The organism is Flavobacterium sp. SOK18b, from assembly GCF_014156605.1.
GTDB classification, from domain to species: domain Bacteria; phylum Bacteroidota; class Bacteroidia; order Flavobacteriales; family Flavobacteriaceae; genus Flavobacterium; species Flavobacterium tiangeerense.
Genome location: NZ_QKNZ01000041.1, coordinates 1 through 16131, shown reverse-complemented (window position 1 = coordinate 16131; position 16131 = coordinate 1). Strand labels below are relative to the sequence as shown.

Sequence of the window (16131 nt, the reverse complement as noted above, 5' to 3'; positions counted from 1 at the left end):
ATATGATTCTTAAAAGTAATAAAAGTTGCTTAATTACTACGTTTTTTTTTAAAAAATCTTTGGTTGCTTATTAGCTTATCAACTTGTGCTTCCCTTTTAAAATAAAATATGAAAGTACAAATACATGTTATAAAGTATATTACAAAAGGAATGCCAAAAAATACAAAACCTTAAAAATAAATTAAAAAAAAGTTAAAAAAACCTGTCAGCTCCCATAAATGTTAAATAAAAAAAAATTCATAAAATTTTAAAAAACATTAACATCCCTTTTAAACAATTCATTTGAAGGAGTTCTTGTTTAAAAAAATAAAAAATGTTTAACGACTTAATAAAAAGTAATTTCAATACTATGAAACTTAATATGAAATTCAGGATTTGGTTAACCAAAAAAAACATACCGTAATCTAGGTTTTCTAATATGTGAATGGAGAAAGACCACTCTTTTTTAAAATTAAAAATTGAAAAATTTATGTCTCAATCATTTTCTATTATCTTTGCTTCATGCAATTTTCAGATATATTAGGGCAAGAGCACATTAAGAGTCACTTGACAAAAAATGCTAGTTTGGGAAGGATTCCACACGCGCAACTGTTTGTTGGGCCTGAGGGATCTGGGACATTACCCATGGCTATAGCCTATGCACAATACATTATTTGTAATAACACACAAGGTGAAAACGAGGGAACTAATGCAGCTTGTAACATCAAATTTGAGAAATTTGCACATCCTGATTTGCATTTTATATACCCCACAGTTAGCACCGATGCCATAAAAGGAAAACCCAAAAGCTTAGATTTTATTACGGAATGGAGGGAATTCATAGAGAAAAAACCGTACGGTAGCTTGTTTGACTGGTACCAAGTATTAGACGTAAAAAACAAACAAGGGGAAATAAGAGTTGAAGATGCACAAGAGATTTTAAAATCACTAGCTCTTAAATCATTTGAAGGAGGTTACAAAATCATGATTGTATGGATGGCCGATAAGCTGAACATACCCGCCTCTAATAAATTGTTGAAATTATTAGAAGAACCAAGTGATAAGACTGTGTTTATTTTAATTTCTGAAAACGAAGAAGATATTATACAAACCATTAGATCCCGCTGTCAAGTATTGCATTTTAATGGTTTAAGTGAGTCTACAATAGCCCAAGCCTTAGAGAAAGAATGGGAAGTTGATGCCGCAACAGCGCAAAAAATAGCACATCAAGCCCAAGGAAATTATAATAAAGCACAGCAATTGTTGCAACCCAATAGAGAAACCGATTTTTTTGAAAAATGGTTTGTTGATTGGGTACGTGCCGCATTTAGGGCAAAAGGAAATGCAGCTGCCATTCAAGATTTGATACAATGGAGTGAACAAATAGCCGTTTTAGGTAGAGAAACACAAAAAGAATTTTTACAGTTTTGTATTCAAATGTTTCGACAAGCTTTGTTGCTTAACTATCAAACACCATCTCTTGTTTACATAGAACCTAAAGTAGAGAAGTTCAAACTAGAGAATTTTGCTCCTTTTGTAAACGGAAATAACATTCTTGACATCTATAAAGAACTATCAGATGCCATGTATCACATTGAAAGAAATGGAAATGCCAAAATTATCCTAACCGACTTGTCTATAAAACTAACACGATTAATCCATAAAAAATAAAACCTATGAACAACACTACTTCAATTTTAATTTTAATTTTTTTGGCTATTACCTTTTTACAATCCAGTTATGACAAACTGTTTTATTGGAAAGACAATGTAGCATGGTTAAAAGGACATTTTGCCAATACTCCGCTTAAAAATCAAGTGCCACTAGCTTTGCTCAACATTCTCGTTCTAGAACTAATTACGGGAATATTAAGTGTTGTAGGTTGCATTGAATTGTTCATCAATAACGGAAGAGTGTTTGGGTATTACGGAGCTGTATTTGCATGTATTACCTTATTGATGCTGCTTTTTGGTCAGCGTTTGGCCAAGGATTATGATGGAGCAAGAACCATTGTAATTTACTTTATACCCGCTATTTTAGCCGTATATTTGTTGAACTAAATTATTATTTTTAGAAAAAAGAACTTTTTATATTTATGACACCAAAAAATCCATCTGAGTCTTTAACAACACTCACCGATCTTGTTTTACCGAGTGAAACAAATCCTTTGAACAACCTTTTTGGAGGTGAATTGCTGGCAAGAATGGATCGTGCTGCAAGTATAGCTGCAAGAAGACATTCCCGCCGAATTGTAGTTACCGCATCTGTAAATCATGTTGCGTTCAATAGAGCCATTCCGCTAGGGAGCGTAGTTACTGTTGAAGCTAAAGTTTCGAGAGCTTTTAAAAGTTCAATGGAAATATATATTGATATTTGGGTAGAGGATAGAGAATCTGGAAATAAAACCAAAGCAAACGAAGCCATCTATACCTTTGTAGCTGTAGATGACACTGGTAGACCTGTAGAAGTACCTCAAATTGTTCCCGAAACAGAACTGGAAAAACAACGTTTTGAAGCAGCACTTAGACGTAAACAATTGAGCTTAGTTTTGGCTGGAAAAATGAACCCGCATGACGCCACAGAATTGAAGGCTTTGTTTACCAATTAACAATAAACTAGAAATAGATTTCAAATTTTTATCGAAAGAAAAAATTGTAATTGAAAAAGAAGTATTTTTACAAAAACAATATATCAATTGCAATAATCAAATAGTGGTTATCATTGTACACCACTTGAATCCATAGCGTTACAAACAAAAAATAGATGAAAGAAAAGGTAAAAGAGAAGATGAGTACAGAAAAAGAATCTAAATTAAAAGCGTTACAACTTACGCTTGACAAACTAGACAAGACCTACGGAAAAGGTACTGTGATGAAAATGGGAGATAAAGCCATCGAAGAAGTAGAAACAATTTCTTCGGGATCTTTAGGAATAGATTTGGCTCTTGGCGTAAATGGATATCCAAAAGGAAGAATTATCGAAATCTACGGACCAGAATCATCCGGTAAAACAACTTTAACGTTGCATGCTATTGCCGAAGCTCAAAAAGCAGGTGGAATTGCAGCTTTTATAGATGCAGAGCACGCATTTGATAGAAATTATGCAGAAAAATTAGGGGTAGATATTGAAAACCTAATTATATCTCAACCTGATAACGGAGAACAAGCCTTAGAAATTGCTGAAAACTTAATTCGCTCAGGCGCTATTGATATTGTAGTAATTGACTCCGTAGCTGCCTTGACTCCAAAAAGTGAAATTGAAGGAGAAATGGGTGATTCTAAAATGGGATTGCACGCAAGATTGATGTCACAAGCTTTAAGAAAATTGACTGGAACCATTAGCAAAACAAACTGTACGGTATTTTTCATCAACCAGTTGAGAGAGAAAATCGGTGTTATGTTTGGTAATCCAGAAACTACAACGGGTGGTAATGCCTTGAAATTTTATGCATCTGTACGATTAGACATTCGTCGTTCTACACAAATAAAAGATGGTGATAATGTTCTAGGAAACAGAACCAAAGTAAAAGTGGTTAAAAACAAAGTGGCACCGCCATTTAAAGTAGCCGAATTTGATATCATGTACGGTGAAGGAATTTCAAAAACGGGAGAAATACTGGACCTAGCTGTTGAATTTGAAATCATTAAGAAAGCAGGTTCTTGGTTTAGTTATGGCGAAACCAAATTAGGTCAAGGTCGTGATGCTGTTAAAACCTTAATTAAAGACAATCCAGAATTAGCCGATGAGCTAGAGCTAAAAATTAAAGCTAGAATTAAAGAATTAGCTGGAGAATAATTTTTTAAAAACCCGATTTTATCGGGTTTTTTTTGCTTTAAACGCAACCTTTTTATCAAAGATACCTCTATTTAAAAAAACAAATGTTTGGGCCGAAAATACAATTCAACCCAACCCTTTGAAATAAGTGTCGAATTCTAAAAATGTAAAAAGATGAAAAAAATTATTGCTTTAGCACTATTATGGGCCTCATTCCTGTCTTGTAGCCCAGACAACGATTACCCAAACTATAGTTATGAGGTGTTGCCTGTAGCTAGTTATGAAGTTCCAGCTTCTTTTAAGCTAGGGGAAACCTACACCATTACACTCAAATACCAAAAACCAAGCAGTTGCTATGAATATCAAGGAATTTACTACGATAAAAACCTCAACGTAAGAACCATTGGTATACAAGCTGTAGTAGATAAAGATCAAATTTGTAACCAAGCATTGCCTCCTTTATCTGAAGTTTCTTTTCAGTTTTATGTAACCAATACGGGATCGTATATTTTTAAATTTTACAAAGGCAAAGACGCTAATGGGGTGTCGCAATTTGAAGAAAAAGAAATTAAAGTGGAAAACTAAATAGAACATCCAAACGTGGGGTTAGATCAAATCATTGCAAACTGTAAAAAAAACTGTCCAAAAGCACAAGAGGAGCTGTATGTACTGTTTGCAAAAAAACTTTTTGGAGTCTGCCTCAAATATTCTAAGAGTTATTCAGATGCACAAGACAATTTGCATGATGGTTTTATACTCATCTTGGATAAAATCAATCAATTTAGCAACAAGGGTTCTTTTGAAGGTTGGGCCAAAAGAGTTATGATTAACAATGCCTTACAGAAATTTAAAGACGTACGGTTTTTGAATATTGTGGATACCGACCTAGCTGAAGAAGAAATTACAATTGATGATGAACCTATAGCACTGGAAACGCTACTCAAAATGGTACAAGAATTACCTGATCAATACCGTTTAGTATTTAGTCTATATGTACTAGACGGCTATTCACACAAGGAAATTGCCGAAATACTCAATATCACTACGGGTACAACCAAATCAAATTTGGCTCGAGCCCGAATGATTTTGAGAGAAAAAATAAATTCCTATTCCGGTAACCCTACAAGAACAAAATACAATGCACGATAAAAAAAATATAGACCGGTATTTTCAAGAGCAATTTAAGGATTTTGAAGCCCAACCTGAGCCACAGGTGTGGGAGGCTATTGAACTGAGTTTACGCAAAAGAAAGAAAAAACGAAAGGTTTTACCATTCTGGCTTAAAATAAGTGGGATTGCAGCCTCATTATTGGTAGGGTTATTGATAACTCAAAAAACACAATATGCGGGCTCAAAACCTGTAATAAAGATCGTAAACCAATCTAAAGCTATTGAAAAAGAAACGCTCCTCAAAAAAAGGTTCACTACCAAACCTGTCCACACTGATAAGGGGCTTCAACAAGTAGTGACTAACCAACAACCAACTCAAACGAATTATGAAAAAACTATACGAGTTACTGGACCTAAAATCAATTCGAACCAAAAGAAGAATAAAAAGGATTATCTCGTTCATATCCAAAAAAATAATCCATCGGTAAGTACAAACGCTGCGGTAGCTTCGGAAGGATTAGCATTAGCACAACAACAAGATAACAGTGTCGTTACAAAAGAAATCACAGCCGTACAAAATGCGCAATCAAAGAAGCCAATAGCTAACAGTGAAATGTCTAACAACTCTCAAGCTCTATCAAATGAAGAGGTGAGCGCTACAAAAAACTCTTTAGAAGAAATTTTAAGAGATAAAAATACAACTCCAGAATCTAACCCAAAAAAGGGTAACAAATGGAAAATAACACCTACTGTTGCCGCCTTATATTTGAACACAAACAGCAGCGGATCCGCACTAGATCCTCAACTGGCTCAAAACAAAAAAACGAATGACAACTCAGCGAGTTATGGGATTGGTATACACTATGCTTTGACCCAAAAGATGAGCCTTCGCAGTGGAATAAACAGGTTGGCGTTAGGCTACAATACAAACAATGTACCTTATACTGTTGGATTACGAAGTAATAGCGTATCAAACATTAATTTCACGAATTCCTCATCTATAGAAATCACAAACAACGAAAGCCGTTCTACTTTATCTGGTTTTGAGAAAAACTTACAAAAAAACAACGTAGGAGCACTAAACCAACAGATGAATTATTTTGAAATCCCTTTTGAAATGTCCTATGCGTTAATCGATAAAAAAATAGGAATACATCTCATTGCAGGGGTCAGCACATTACTTTTAAATGATAATGAAGTCCGATTGGAATCTAATTCATTCAATGAAAGACTTGGCAGTGCAACCAACTTAAATTCGGTACACTTTAGTACTAATTTTGGCTTTGGAGTACGCTACAAACTCATAAAATCATTTCAACTCAATTTAGAGCCCATGCTCAAGTACCAAATCAATACTTTTACAAACAACAGCAGTAACTTTAAGCCGATGGTAATGGGAATATATACCGGAATTAGTTATGAGTTTTAGAAGATCCTGCTGCAAATAACAACAACTGATGGTAAATGGTGGAACGCACTTGGTCTCGAATTTCTTTTCGATCTACGCCATCAACAGCTGTAGTGGAAACGTGATGATGGATTTTAACACGCATTAGACCTGGACTACCACTCCTAAAAGTAAATGAAAATCGTTTTTTATTATCAGGTAGCGTAATAGGCACAATAGGAAGTCCGTGATCTACTGCCAATCTAAAAGCACCGTCTTTGAAAGCATCCAATACAATAGATTCATCATCAGGAACACCGCCTTCGGGAAAAATACAAATGCTTAATCCTTGTTGAATCCTTTTTTGGGCTCTATCAAAAACTTCTAACCTACTTTTTGATGAATTTCTATCTACAAGAATACACGTTCTTTTATAAAAAAAACCAAATAAGGGAATCTTAGAGAGTTCTTTTTTACCAACAAAAACAAACGGGTTCTTGGTGATAGCCAGCATCAGCATAATGTCAGTCATAGAGGTATGATTGGCCACTAGCATATAACTCTTGTGTGGTATTAAAGCCTCGTCTTCATCAATTTTATAATAAAAACCCATACCAAATAGGATACACTTGGCCCAAATACGAGCCATCTTAAAAAAGTAAGGATAACCGCGCTCTGACACGATAGACAGCACTAAAAAGGGAAACATGACCAGAATGGGTAGTGCCATAAGAACATAAAACCAAACACGCCACAATACCCAAAAAATAATTTTGATTGCATTCATAGCTCCAAAAGTAAGAAATCAAGAGGTAAAATACTCCAAAAAAGTAGGGTGTTTTTTTTTATGAAAATTAAAACGAAGGATACCTCCAAAATTATCTTGGTACAAAATGATAATTTATGAAACGCAAGATGATGATACTTTACATAAAAACGCTAACTTCATAAGGCTAGATTGTTTTTAAAATTTACAATTTTGCAGTAATAAATAAAAAACTTTGCGAACTTTGCGGGAAAAGTTAAAATCATAATGGCAAAAATACTTACCGGCGTTCAAAGTACAGGGACACCACATTTAGGAAATCTTCTTGGCGCAATTATACCCGCAATAGCACTCTCAAACAAACCCGAAAATGAATCTTTTTTGTTCATTGCTGATTTGCATTCGGTTACCCAAATAAAAGACGGAGCAACACTACGAACCAATACCTACAGCACAGCAGCAGCATGGCTGGCTTGCGGATTGAATGTAGAAAAGGTCGTTTTTTACAGACAATCAGATGTTCCACAAACAGCAGAATTGTCTTGGTACTTGAGCTGTTTTTTCCCGTTCCAACGCTTGACATTAGCACATTCTTTCAAAGACAAGTCAGACAGACTAGATGATGTCAATGCAGGACTGTTCTCCTACCCTATGCTTATGGCCGCTGATATTTTATTGTACGATGCAGAGTTTGTACCAGTAGGAAAAGACCAATTGCAACATTTAGAGATCACCCGTGATGTAGCCTCAAGATTCAATCACCAAATGGGCGAAACCTTTGTCCTTCCTGAAGCTAAAATTCAAGAAGACAGCATGTTGATTCCAGGTACTAATGGTGGAAAAATGAGTAAATCAGCCAACAACATTATCAATATATTTCTGGATGACAAAGCCTTACGCAAACAAGTCATGAGTATTGAAACCGATAGTACACCACTTGAAGATCCTAAAAATCCAGATACTTGCAATGCTTTTGCTATTTATGCTTTATTGGCAAATGAAGAACAATTAGCAGCAATGCGAGCTAATTATCTAGGCGGCAATTACGGTTACGGTCACGCCAAACAAGCCTTGTTTGAATTGATTTGCGAAACCTTTAAAACCGAAAGAGAAAAATACAATTACTACATGAGCAATCTTAACGAGGTAGATGCACTTTTAAAAATTGGTGCTCAAAAAGCATCGGCCGTGGCCAATGGAGTGCTAGCAAAAGTGCGTGAAAAACTAGGATTCGAAATATAATTACCTTTCTAAGATAACCGCGGATTCGCAGATTATAGTAATATATAATCTGCGAATATGCGGTACAATACAATTTAAAATGGCGCGAAGTCAGAGACATTCGCGCAGCAGCCCGCAGTTTTTAAGAACGTTTTTTGTGAATACTTCGAGCAGCTGGTAATACCATTCAAGATATAAACTCATTAAAATAAAAAATGAACAGAGAATTATATATCAATACAATTAAAAAAGAATGTGCCTTTCTTGAACAAGAAGGGTACATTTTCAATCAAATAGAAAACAATATTTATTACACAAAGGATTCAGAAAGAGAAGGTTGTAGGATTAGTTTTAGTTGGTTGGAGTATGGCGATAAATTTGATTCATACGGTATATCTGCTGAAAAGCGGTTTAACATAATTGAACAGGAAATACAAAAAATATTAGGTGGTAGTTTGTTAAATTATTACACCATTCATAAAAGTCCTTTAGTTGACTATATTCCTAATTGTTTAAAATTTTCAGGAACAGAAAATAAAAACTGTTTTATAACTAATTCTGTTAATGATATTGAATTATTTGCTGAATTAATTAAGGAATTTTATTCGAAAACAGCATTTGATTTTTTTGAAAGCTACAAAAATATTGATACTGTAAATAGGCAACTAAAAGAGTTGTTAGAAGCAAAAAAAATCCAAGCCCTTCTAACTTCTTCAATGGGAAATACAACGATTCTAAGGTTTTATGTTATTGCAATTGTCTGCATGAATAATCCGATAAAGGATTTTTTCAAAGAAACTTATTTTCCATATATAGAGAGTAGTTTAGATAATGAAATTAATAAGATAGAATCAGATAGGTTTAAACTCCTCCAAAAAAATCTCCTATTGATTTAACATCAAATTTAGAACCCCCGATGGCTCGGATATGACGAGCATTCTCGATATTGATAGCGCGGAATTACTTCGTCAGTTCGCTATCGCTCGGGTGCATTCCGTGCCCACAATCAAAGTCAAATAATACAAGTAAAAACAAAAAAGCAACAATTTTACTTGTTGCTTTTTTGTTTTGAAATTTCCAGCTGGCGATATGTCTCTGCACACGATAGCGAGGATTTGCAATCCGTGCCCACAAAGTTCCCACTGGTGCTCGTTTGCAACGAGTGCCTACTTACCTTCTAAAAAGATTCGTAGCGTTTGCAACGCGGCAACCCGCAATCAAAGTCAAATAATACAAGTAAAAACAAAAAAAGCAACACCTAAAATTGTTGCAACGTTTACCCAATCGCGCGGATATATCTCCCAGCTGCTAGAAGTATTCTAAAAAAACGTTCTTAAAACGGTGGGCTGCTGCGCGAATGACCTTACTCTACTAATAGTAAATAAGTTATCATTCGGGTTATGCAAAGAATCATGACTTTGAGTTTTTTTTTTTAAAGTTCTTAAAAAAGATAAACGCGATAAAATTCTCACGACCTTTTCTTGTAAATACTTTTAAAATGATTGGCTTATCAAAATGTATAAAAAACTACATAATAACAGTTTGGCTATTCTCTAATTTATTTGTTTTCTTCAAGTAGAACTTATAAATTGATAAGCAGATCTGTAGATTTTATATTACGCTTTTCCAAAAAGTCGGGAGACTTTTATTATGCTTACGTAATGAATATCAATTCATGATACTTCAAAGAGCTGGTATTTAATACATAATGATAGAATGTAAGATACTAAAATATTTTTATACATTTACCGAAAATAACCCAATTTCATGAAAACAGTACATCTATTTAAGAATAGAATTATGATAATTCTATTCTTAAATTTTTTTATATTTAGTGCAAAGTCACAAGTTGTAAAATTAGATATTAATGGTAATTTCACTATCCAGGGAAATAACTCCACTTATTGGAAATACAGATATAAAGCAACTGGAAGCAATGACGAAACTTATTCAGCATTAATTTATTCAGCTAATATTTCAACGATTAAACTCAATCCGTTTATTTCGTGGGATTTTAGCAGAAATTTTCATAGTATTTTTGCGCAAGCTGGTGCGTGGGAAGACTATTTTACGATAAATTCAGATTATGCTGCTATTTCAAAATCTGTAGGATATAGTTTTAATTTTAATACTTCTGCTATAGCTGAAGGTTGGCGTGGGTATAGAATACAAAACACAACGGAAAACTCAAATAGTAATATTTTAGAAACCAACGTTTTGGCTAATGGTTCTACAGGTAAATCTGTGTATATGGGATGGTACTATAACTATGGATTAATATTAGTATCGCCAAAATTAAATGATCTTGCAGCAGATAAAAAATTTTCAATATATGCTAATGGTTTTCAAGGAAATTATCCCCTTGTTTTGGGTACAGTTACTGATCCTTATGATCCTACTACTTTCCATCCATTAAAAACAGTGATGCTTACTGGTGGTACATTTAATAAAATAGAAGTTTTCTTAAATAATTATAACGGTCAAGATAAATACATCGCAATAAAAAATATGGGTGCTACTGGTGATATTTACCTAGATGATTTTAGTTATGATCAATCTGTAAATTGTTATGACAATACTAATTTAAGTGTGAGCAATGTCAGCGAAGATAAGGCAATAGTGAATTTTAATGCTGATACTGCTCAAACTAGCTGGGAATTACATTTGAAAGACATCACACGTGATATTACACAAACAATTAATATTAGTACAAATAAGAACTATATACTTGAAAACTTAGTAGGCAATACAAACTATGAAGTAAAAGTTAGGGCAAATTGCGCCCCAGGTTTATACTCAAACTGGACACCTGTCCAAACTTTTAGAACTTCATGCTCCACAATATCTAGTGGATATAAAACCTCTTTTTTGGAAACCCCTTTTTTTAATCCTTGTTGGACAAAATTAGAAAGTGGAGCTTCTATTGATCAAGCGCCATTAATAGGTCATACCCTGAAGCCAAGAACTGGAAGTAGATACATTAGCATGGTGAATAAAGTTACTTCTAACACACAAAAATCTTTCATTATAACACCGTATATTACTGATTTAGATAATACAAAAAGCATTAAGTTTTTCTTAATCAGTGATGTTGATGGATCCGCTTATAACAAAAACTCCTTGACTATTGGCACTATGTCAAATCCAGATGATGCAGGTACATTTATAGCACTCAAAACTATTTTACCTACTGAAATTAATGAAATCAATGGCTACAAAACTAATGACTACTGGAAAGAACATATTGTTTATTTAGATAATTACAATGTCACTAATAATCATCATTATATTGCAATCAAACAAAATAATTTAGACTCCAATAGCTCTAGATTTAATATAGATGATTTTACATACGAGTCAATACCCGCGTGTAAAGAACCTGTAAATCTTAAACTAATAAAATCTGATTTTGAATCTGCAAAAATAAGTTGGGAAAACAACAATACTCCAAACAATGAAGAATGGGAAATTCAATACGGAGTTTCTGGTTTTGCAATTGGAAACGGAATAACAGTCTCTAGTACATCAACAGTATCCACAATAAGCAATTTATCTAGTTTTACAAATTATGACTTTTATGTAAGAAGCAAATGTGGAACTAATTATAGTAATTGGTCTGACAAAGGAGTTTTTAAAACAAAATGCACTGGAGTTACAACTGGATATGCCTACGATTTTGAAAATGATAGTTTTAATTTGAACACTTGTTGGTCAAGAACAACGCCAGATATAAGAGATAGATTTTATAGTCCAGATGCGTTTATTAATTATACTACACCACCATATGGAGGTTCATCTACTGCGCATTCTGGAACAAAATTAATAATGATTAATGGTTTTAAAAATAGTCCAGACGTACTAGTAAATGAAAAATCTATTTTAGTAACTCCGAGACTTCTTGATTTAAATAATGAACGAAAAATTTCTTTTTGGGCTTATGTTCCATCAGACAGTTATTCTACATTAACATCAATTCAAATTGGAACTTTGTCAGATCCTGAAGATTATAGCACTTTTGTTCCTTATGAAAGCATTACGACTGGATTTGCAATAAATCAATGGAAAAATTACTCTGTAGATTTTTCAAATTATTATGGTACTAATAAATTTATTGGCATAAGAATGTTTAATAGTAATACAAGTAATTATTTACTATTCATAGACGATTTTGTCTATACCGATAATCAATGTTCGCGTCCAAGTTCCTTGACAGCTGCTCAAAATGGTGCTAGCAGTGCTACGTTAACTTGGAAAACAAACAATAATAATCCCATTAACTGTGAAATTGAATATGGACCAATAGGGTTTACACCCGGAGCCGGTACACTTTTAACAACTACAAGCTTACCATTGGAAATACCTAATTTAAATTTAAACACTAAATACCAATATAGAGTTAGAAACATCTGTACTACTAATATTGTAAACTGGAGTAATTTATATGAGTTTAAAATATCGTGTACAGTAAATGCTCCTTTTACAGAAAATTTTGATCAATATCCCGCTTCAAATGGATATCTTATTCCTAACTTTTGCTGGAGTACAAACGAAAATTCTAATGAGAATATTTATGCTGGAGTAGGAAGATATCATTTTACAAATTTTAACAGCGCACCAAATTCAGGTTATTTTTACAATTCTAATGATACAAATAAACCTACTTATTTTATATCTCCCTATTTAGGTGATTTTACTAATACGAAGCGAGTTAAATTTTGGATAAATAAAAATAATAGTAGCTCACCACAGGTTGTTACCATTGGAACTTTGTCAAACCCCTTAGACTTAACAACATTTTCGCCATATCAAATTTTAGATACTGCTAATATGCCTGCTTATGGAAAAGAAATAAATGTAGATTTTACTAATTATGTGGGTACAAATAAGCATGTAGCCTTTAAATTAGCCGGTAGTGACTTTTCAAACACTTATAATATTGATGATTTTAGATATTTAGATCAAAACAACTGCATAGAACCAATTAATATCCAGTTTTTAAACATCTCGAGTAATTCTGCATTAGTTAAATGGGACAATACTAATGGCGAGAATGTTGTTATAGAATATGGTATTACTGGGTTTACCCAAGGAACAGGCATCACTGTTAATAGTAATTTAAATGAAGTTTTAATTACAAATTTACAATCATCAACAAAATATGATTTTTATTTTAAAACTACTTGTGCGTCTGGCGAATCTATAATAGTAGGTCCTAAAAATTTTACGACAACATGTGATATAAAACAATTACCATGGATTGAAAATTTTAATAGTTTATCACAATATGGAAATAATTTACTCCCTACTTGTTTTAGTAGACTTGAGGGTGGAACTATTACTTCATACAATAGTCCACTTCTTTTGAAAACTGATTTTTATAATGGGGATCACACCTTAAATGGCAATGGAGATAACACTTATCTATGGATTAATAGTTTTACTGGCCCAAGTGGTTACACAGGAATTATATCTCCAACCTTCAATTTAAAAGCGGGAACTACTTATAAATTTAGTTTAGATGCTAGAAAATCTTACGAATATGATGCACAGAATCTTCGCATGTATGTCGGAAGAGGAAATATGATGCACTATATGGAAACGGAACTTAGCAGAATAGGCCTATTGAGTGAATATAGATACCATTCAAATAGTTTTATTTTTACACCTATCATCTCGGGTGATTATAGTTTTATTCTTCAAGCACAAGCTTCTGGATCTACAAATATGATATTAGATAATTTTGAATTGAAAGAAGCTTATACAAACATTATTACAAATAACAGTGAAATATTTGATTTTCAAAATAGTGCAAACAATAAATTAATTGTAGAAAATACTAAAAATAGTTTGGCCACAATTCAATCAGAAGTAAATAGTAGTACAAATAAATTACTGAAAATGGCTGGTTCTAATTCTTCGTCCGTTCCATGGATGTCGAATCAAATCAACACTTGGCTAAGTAATCAAAATAATATTACTAAAGTTAATATGAAAATAAACGCCTCAGGAATGACGAGTTTATTTATGTCCTTCGATTTAAAACAAACATTTAATGAAAGCAGTGATGAATCTATGTTTAGAGTAGTTGTAAACGGTAACGTTATTGGAGATGTACTAAAACCAAATTCAATGAATTTAGATCCAATGCGTACTTTACATTACGATTTAACACCTTATGTAGGCGGATCTATTTCTATTTCTCTTCAGCATATTGGGAAATCAGCAGTAAATATTGGTGATCACGCCTATTTAGATAATTTAAAATTTAACCAAACATCACTGTTATCAATTTATGAAAATAATTTTATTGGACTCAAATATTATCCAAACCCCGTATCTAATATTTTAAATATTGAAAATAATTATATCATTAATGATATAGAAATCATATCAGTAACGGGTCAGTCAATTTTTAAACAAAGCTATAACGCTAACAAAGTAAGTATTGACACAAAAAAATTATCTAATGGGATATATTTTGTAAAAATTACTTCAGAAAATAAAATCAAGGTTATTAAGATAATTGTCTCATCATAAAAATTAATTAAAAAACGTTTTCTTCAGAAGGCGAATGTTATCTTAAGTTTGATTAGTTGATTAGTTAATTTGATAAATAAAAACTATTCTTAAAAACGAGCTCTTGGATATGCAAAATTTTCTTTCTTAAAACTTCGCGAGCTTTTGTACACGACCGCTTATATGAAAAATTTTAAAAATACGAGAGATCGGGAATTACAAAAAAATGTAACAGAATATTAAAGCACGTTAAACATAAACAGCTCGTATCATTTTATCCTTTTGGGAATTAAAAAATTAGAACTCCATAGATTAAACACTATTTCTTACGAGTAAAAGTCAACTGCTTTAACATTTTTTTAAATCGAACGCCAGGTCTAAAAACAATAGAGGCAGCAGTAACGTTTTTCGCAGAAACCCCTTCGGCTGATGAGCTTGCTGTACCTTTTACACTTACTTGAAACGTACCTAATTGACCAAGTCTTACAATTTTTCCATCGTCTAAAGCTTTGGAAACGGTATTGACTAAACTGATAATTACGGCATGGCAGTCCGTTTCTGTTAAGGTTGTGCTCATTGAAATTTGCTCTGTTAAATCGTCTAAATTTACTTCACCCGTTTGAATGGCTCTAGGATAATACAACATAGGTTGTGCGGGTTGTCTAGGATTTGTTTTACCAGCTGCAGTGATATGTATTGCCATAATGGAATGTTTTTGTAGTTTTTTTAAAGCGCTCTTTACAAAACTACTAATTTGTTTTGATAGGTTCTACAAACAACCATGGTCATTTTAATAAACTACGACGGTCACATTATTAATTGACCAAGGCCACATCAAAAAACAACCGCGGTCATTTTGAAAAATCAACAATAAAAATTCACAAAACGGTCTATAAAAAAAACAGCTGTTGAGATTAAAGTCTGCAAACGTTATTTGTTTGTTTAGCGAGTCTAATTTTTTATAATATTGAATTAATTAGATCAAAATTAACTCACAAAATAGTACAACATTGAATGGTAGTACTTATTATATACTGTCAATACCAAATAATTTTAAACTACTGTGATTGAATAAAAGGAGAAAACGGATCAGATTAAAAAGAAACATTCTATTAAATAAAGTAGTAATTATGAAAATATTATTCTTTTTTGAATTAAAGAACTTACATTTGCAACCGTTAAAGATTTATGAAATAGTAGTCAAATCTCTTAAGGGAAAGGTTTTTTCATAAAAATATATAATTTATTTTATATAATTATAAAATTCCAGAAATGATATTTGTCTATAATTAACAAAAATTGTTTTCAAAACGAATAGCTAAATACTTACTATAATTAAAATTAAAGCATAAAAACTTTGACCACATAATTTTAAAAA

The 16131-nt window shown here is 32.7% G+C and carries 12 protein-coding genes; 10 read left to right on the top strand and 2 right to left on the bottom strand.

Annotated elements, in window-relative coordinates:
- The first annotated feature begins 501 nt into the window (after positions 1 to 501).
- From DNC80_RS07835 to DNC80_RS07805, 7 genes are all read left to right on the top strand, one after another.
- The gene (locus tag DNC80_RS07835) at positions 502 to 1650 is read left to right on the top strand and encodes a DNA polymerase III subunit delta' (RefSeq protein ID WP_182650624.1); all 1149 of its coding nucleotides are present in this window, start codon (positions 502 to 504) and stop codon (positions 1648 to 1650) included.
- Positions 1651 to 1655: 5 nt separating this feature from the next.
- Positions 1656 to 2039: a DoxX family protein gene (locus DNC80_RS07830; RefSeq protein ID WP_182650622.1), complete on the top strand. Its 384-nt coding sequence runs from the start codon at positions 1656 to 1658 to the stop codon at positions 2037 to 2039.
- A gap of 35 nt (positions 2040 to 2074) precedes the next feature.
- Positions 2075 to 2587, top strand: coding sequence for an acyl-CoA thioesterase (locus tag DNC80_RS07825; protein WP_182650620.1), 513 nt, complete (start codon positions 2075 to 2077; stop codon positions 2585 to 2587).
- A 179-nt stretch (positions 2588 to 2766) separates the two neighbouring features.
- Entirely contained in the window at positions 2767 to 3774 is a 1008-nt protein-coding gene (gene recA, locus DNC80_RS07820; RefSeq protein ID WP_144890513.1) for a recombinase RecA, read from the top strand.
- A 153-nt stretch (positions 3775 to 3927) separates the two neighbouring features.
- Positions 3928 to 4338: a hypothetical protein gene (locus DNC80_RS07815; RefSeq protein ID WP_182650618.1), complete on the top strand. Its 411-nt coding sequence runs from the start codon at positions 3928 to 3930 to the stop codon at positions 4336 to 4338.
- A gap of 15 nt (positions 4339 to 4353) precedes the next feature.
- Positions 4354 to 4902, top strand: coding sequence for a sigma-70 family RNA polymerase sigma factor (locus DNC80_RS07810; RefSeq protein WP_182650616.1), 549 nt, complete (start codon positions 4354 to 4356; stop codon positions 4900 to 4902).
- Positions 4892 to 6292, top strand: a complete 1401-nt coding sequence (locus DNC80_RS07805; RefSeq protein WP_182650614.1) for a hypothetical protein — start codon at positions 4892 to 4894, stop codon at positions 6290 to 6292. The genes DNC80_RS07810 and DNC80_RS07805 overlap by 11 nt, the downstream gene beginning before the upstream one ends.
- Here the strand turns inward: DNC80_RS07805 and DNC80_RS07800 are convergent.
- Positions 6276 to 7037: a 1-acyl-sn-glycerol-3-phosphate acyltransferase gene (locus DNC80_RS07800; protein ID WP_182650612.1), complete on the bottom strand. Its 762-nt coding sequence runs from the start codon at positions 7035 to 7037 to the stop codon at positions 6276 to 6278. The two genes, DNC80_RS07805 and DNC80_RS07800, sit on opposite strands and share 17 nt — an antisense overlap.
- Positions 7038 to 7283: 246 nt before the next feature.
- Between DNC80_RS07800 and trpS the strand changes: the two genes are divergently transcribed.
- From trpS to DNC80_RS07785, 3 genes are all read left to right on the top strand, one after another.
- Positions 7284 to 8258: a tryptophan--tRNA ligase gene (gene trpS / locus DNC80_RS07795; RefSeq protein WP_182650610.1), complete on the top strand. Its 975-nt coding sequence runs from the start codon at positions 7284 to 7286 to the stop codon at positions 8256 to 8258.
- 194 nt (positions 8259 to 8452) lie between these two features.
- Positions 8453 to 9133 carry a hypothetical protein gene (locus DNC80_RS07790; protein ID WP_182650608.1) on the top strand — a complete coding sequence of 227 codons (681 nt, stop codon included), beginning with the start codon at positions 8453 to 8455 and terminating at the stop codon, positions 9131 to 9133.
- Positions 9134 to 10004: 871 nt separating this feature from the next.
- Positions 10005 to 14774, top strand: a complete 4770-nt coding sequence (locus tag DNC80_RS07785) for a T9SS-dependent choice-of-anchor J family protein (RefSeq protein WP_182650607.1) — start codon at positions 10005 to 10007, stop codon at positions 14772 to 14774.
- 298 nt (positions 14775 to 15072) lie between these two features.
- Here DNC80_RS07785 and DNC80_RS07780 read toward each other — a convergent pair whose 3' ends face one another.
- Positions 15073 to 15456: an HU family DNA-binding protein gene (locus DNC80_RS07780; RefSeq protein WP_182650605.1), complete on the bottom strand. Its 384-nt coding sequence runs from the start codon at positions 15454 to 15456 to the stop codon at positions 15073 to 15075.
- Between the last annotated feature and the right edge of the window lie 675 nt (positions 15457 to 16131).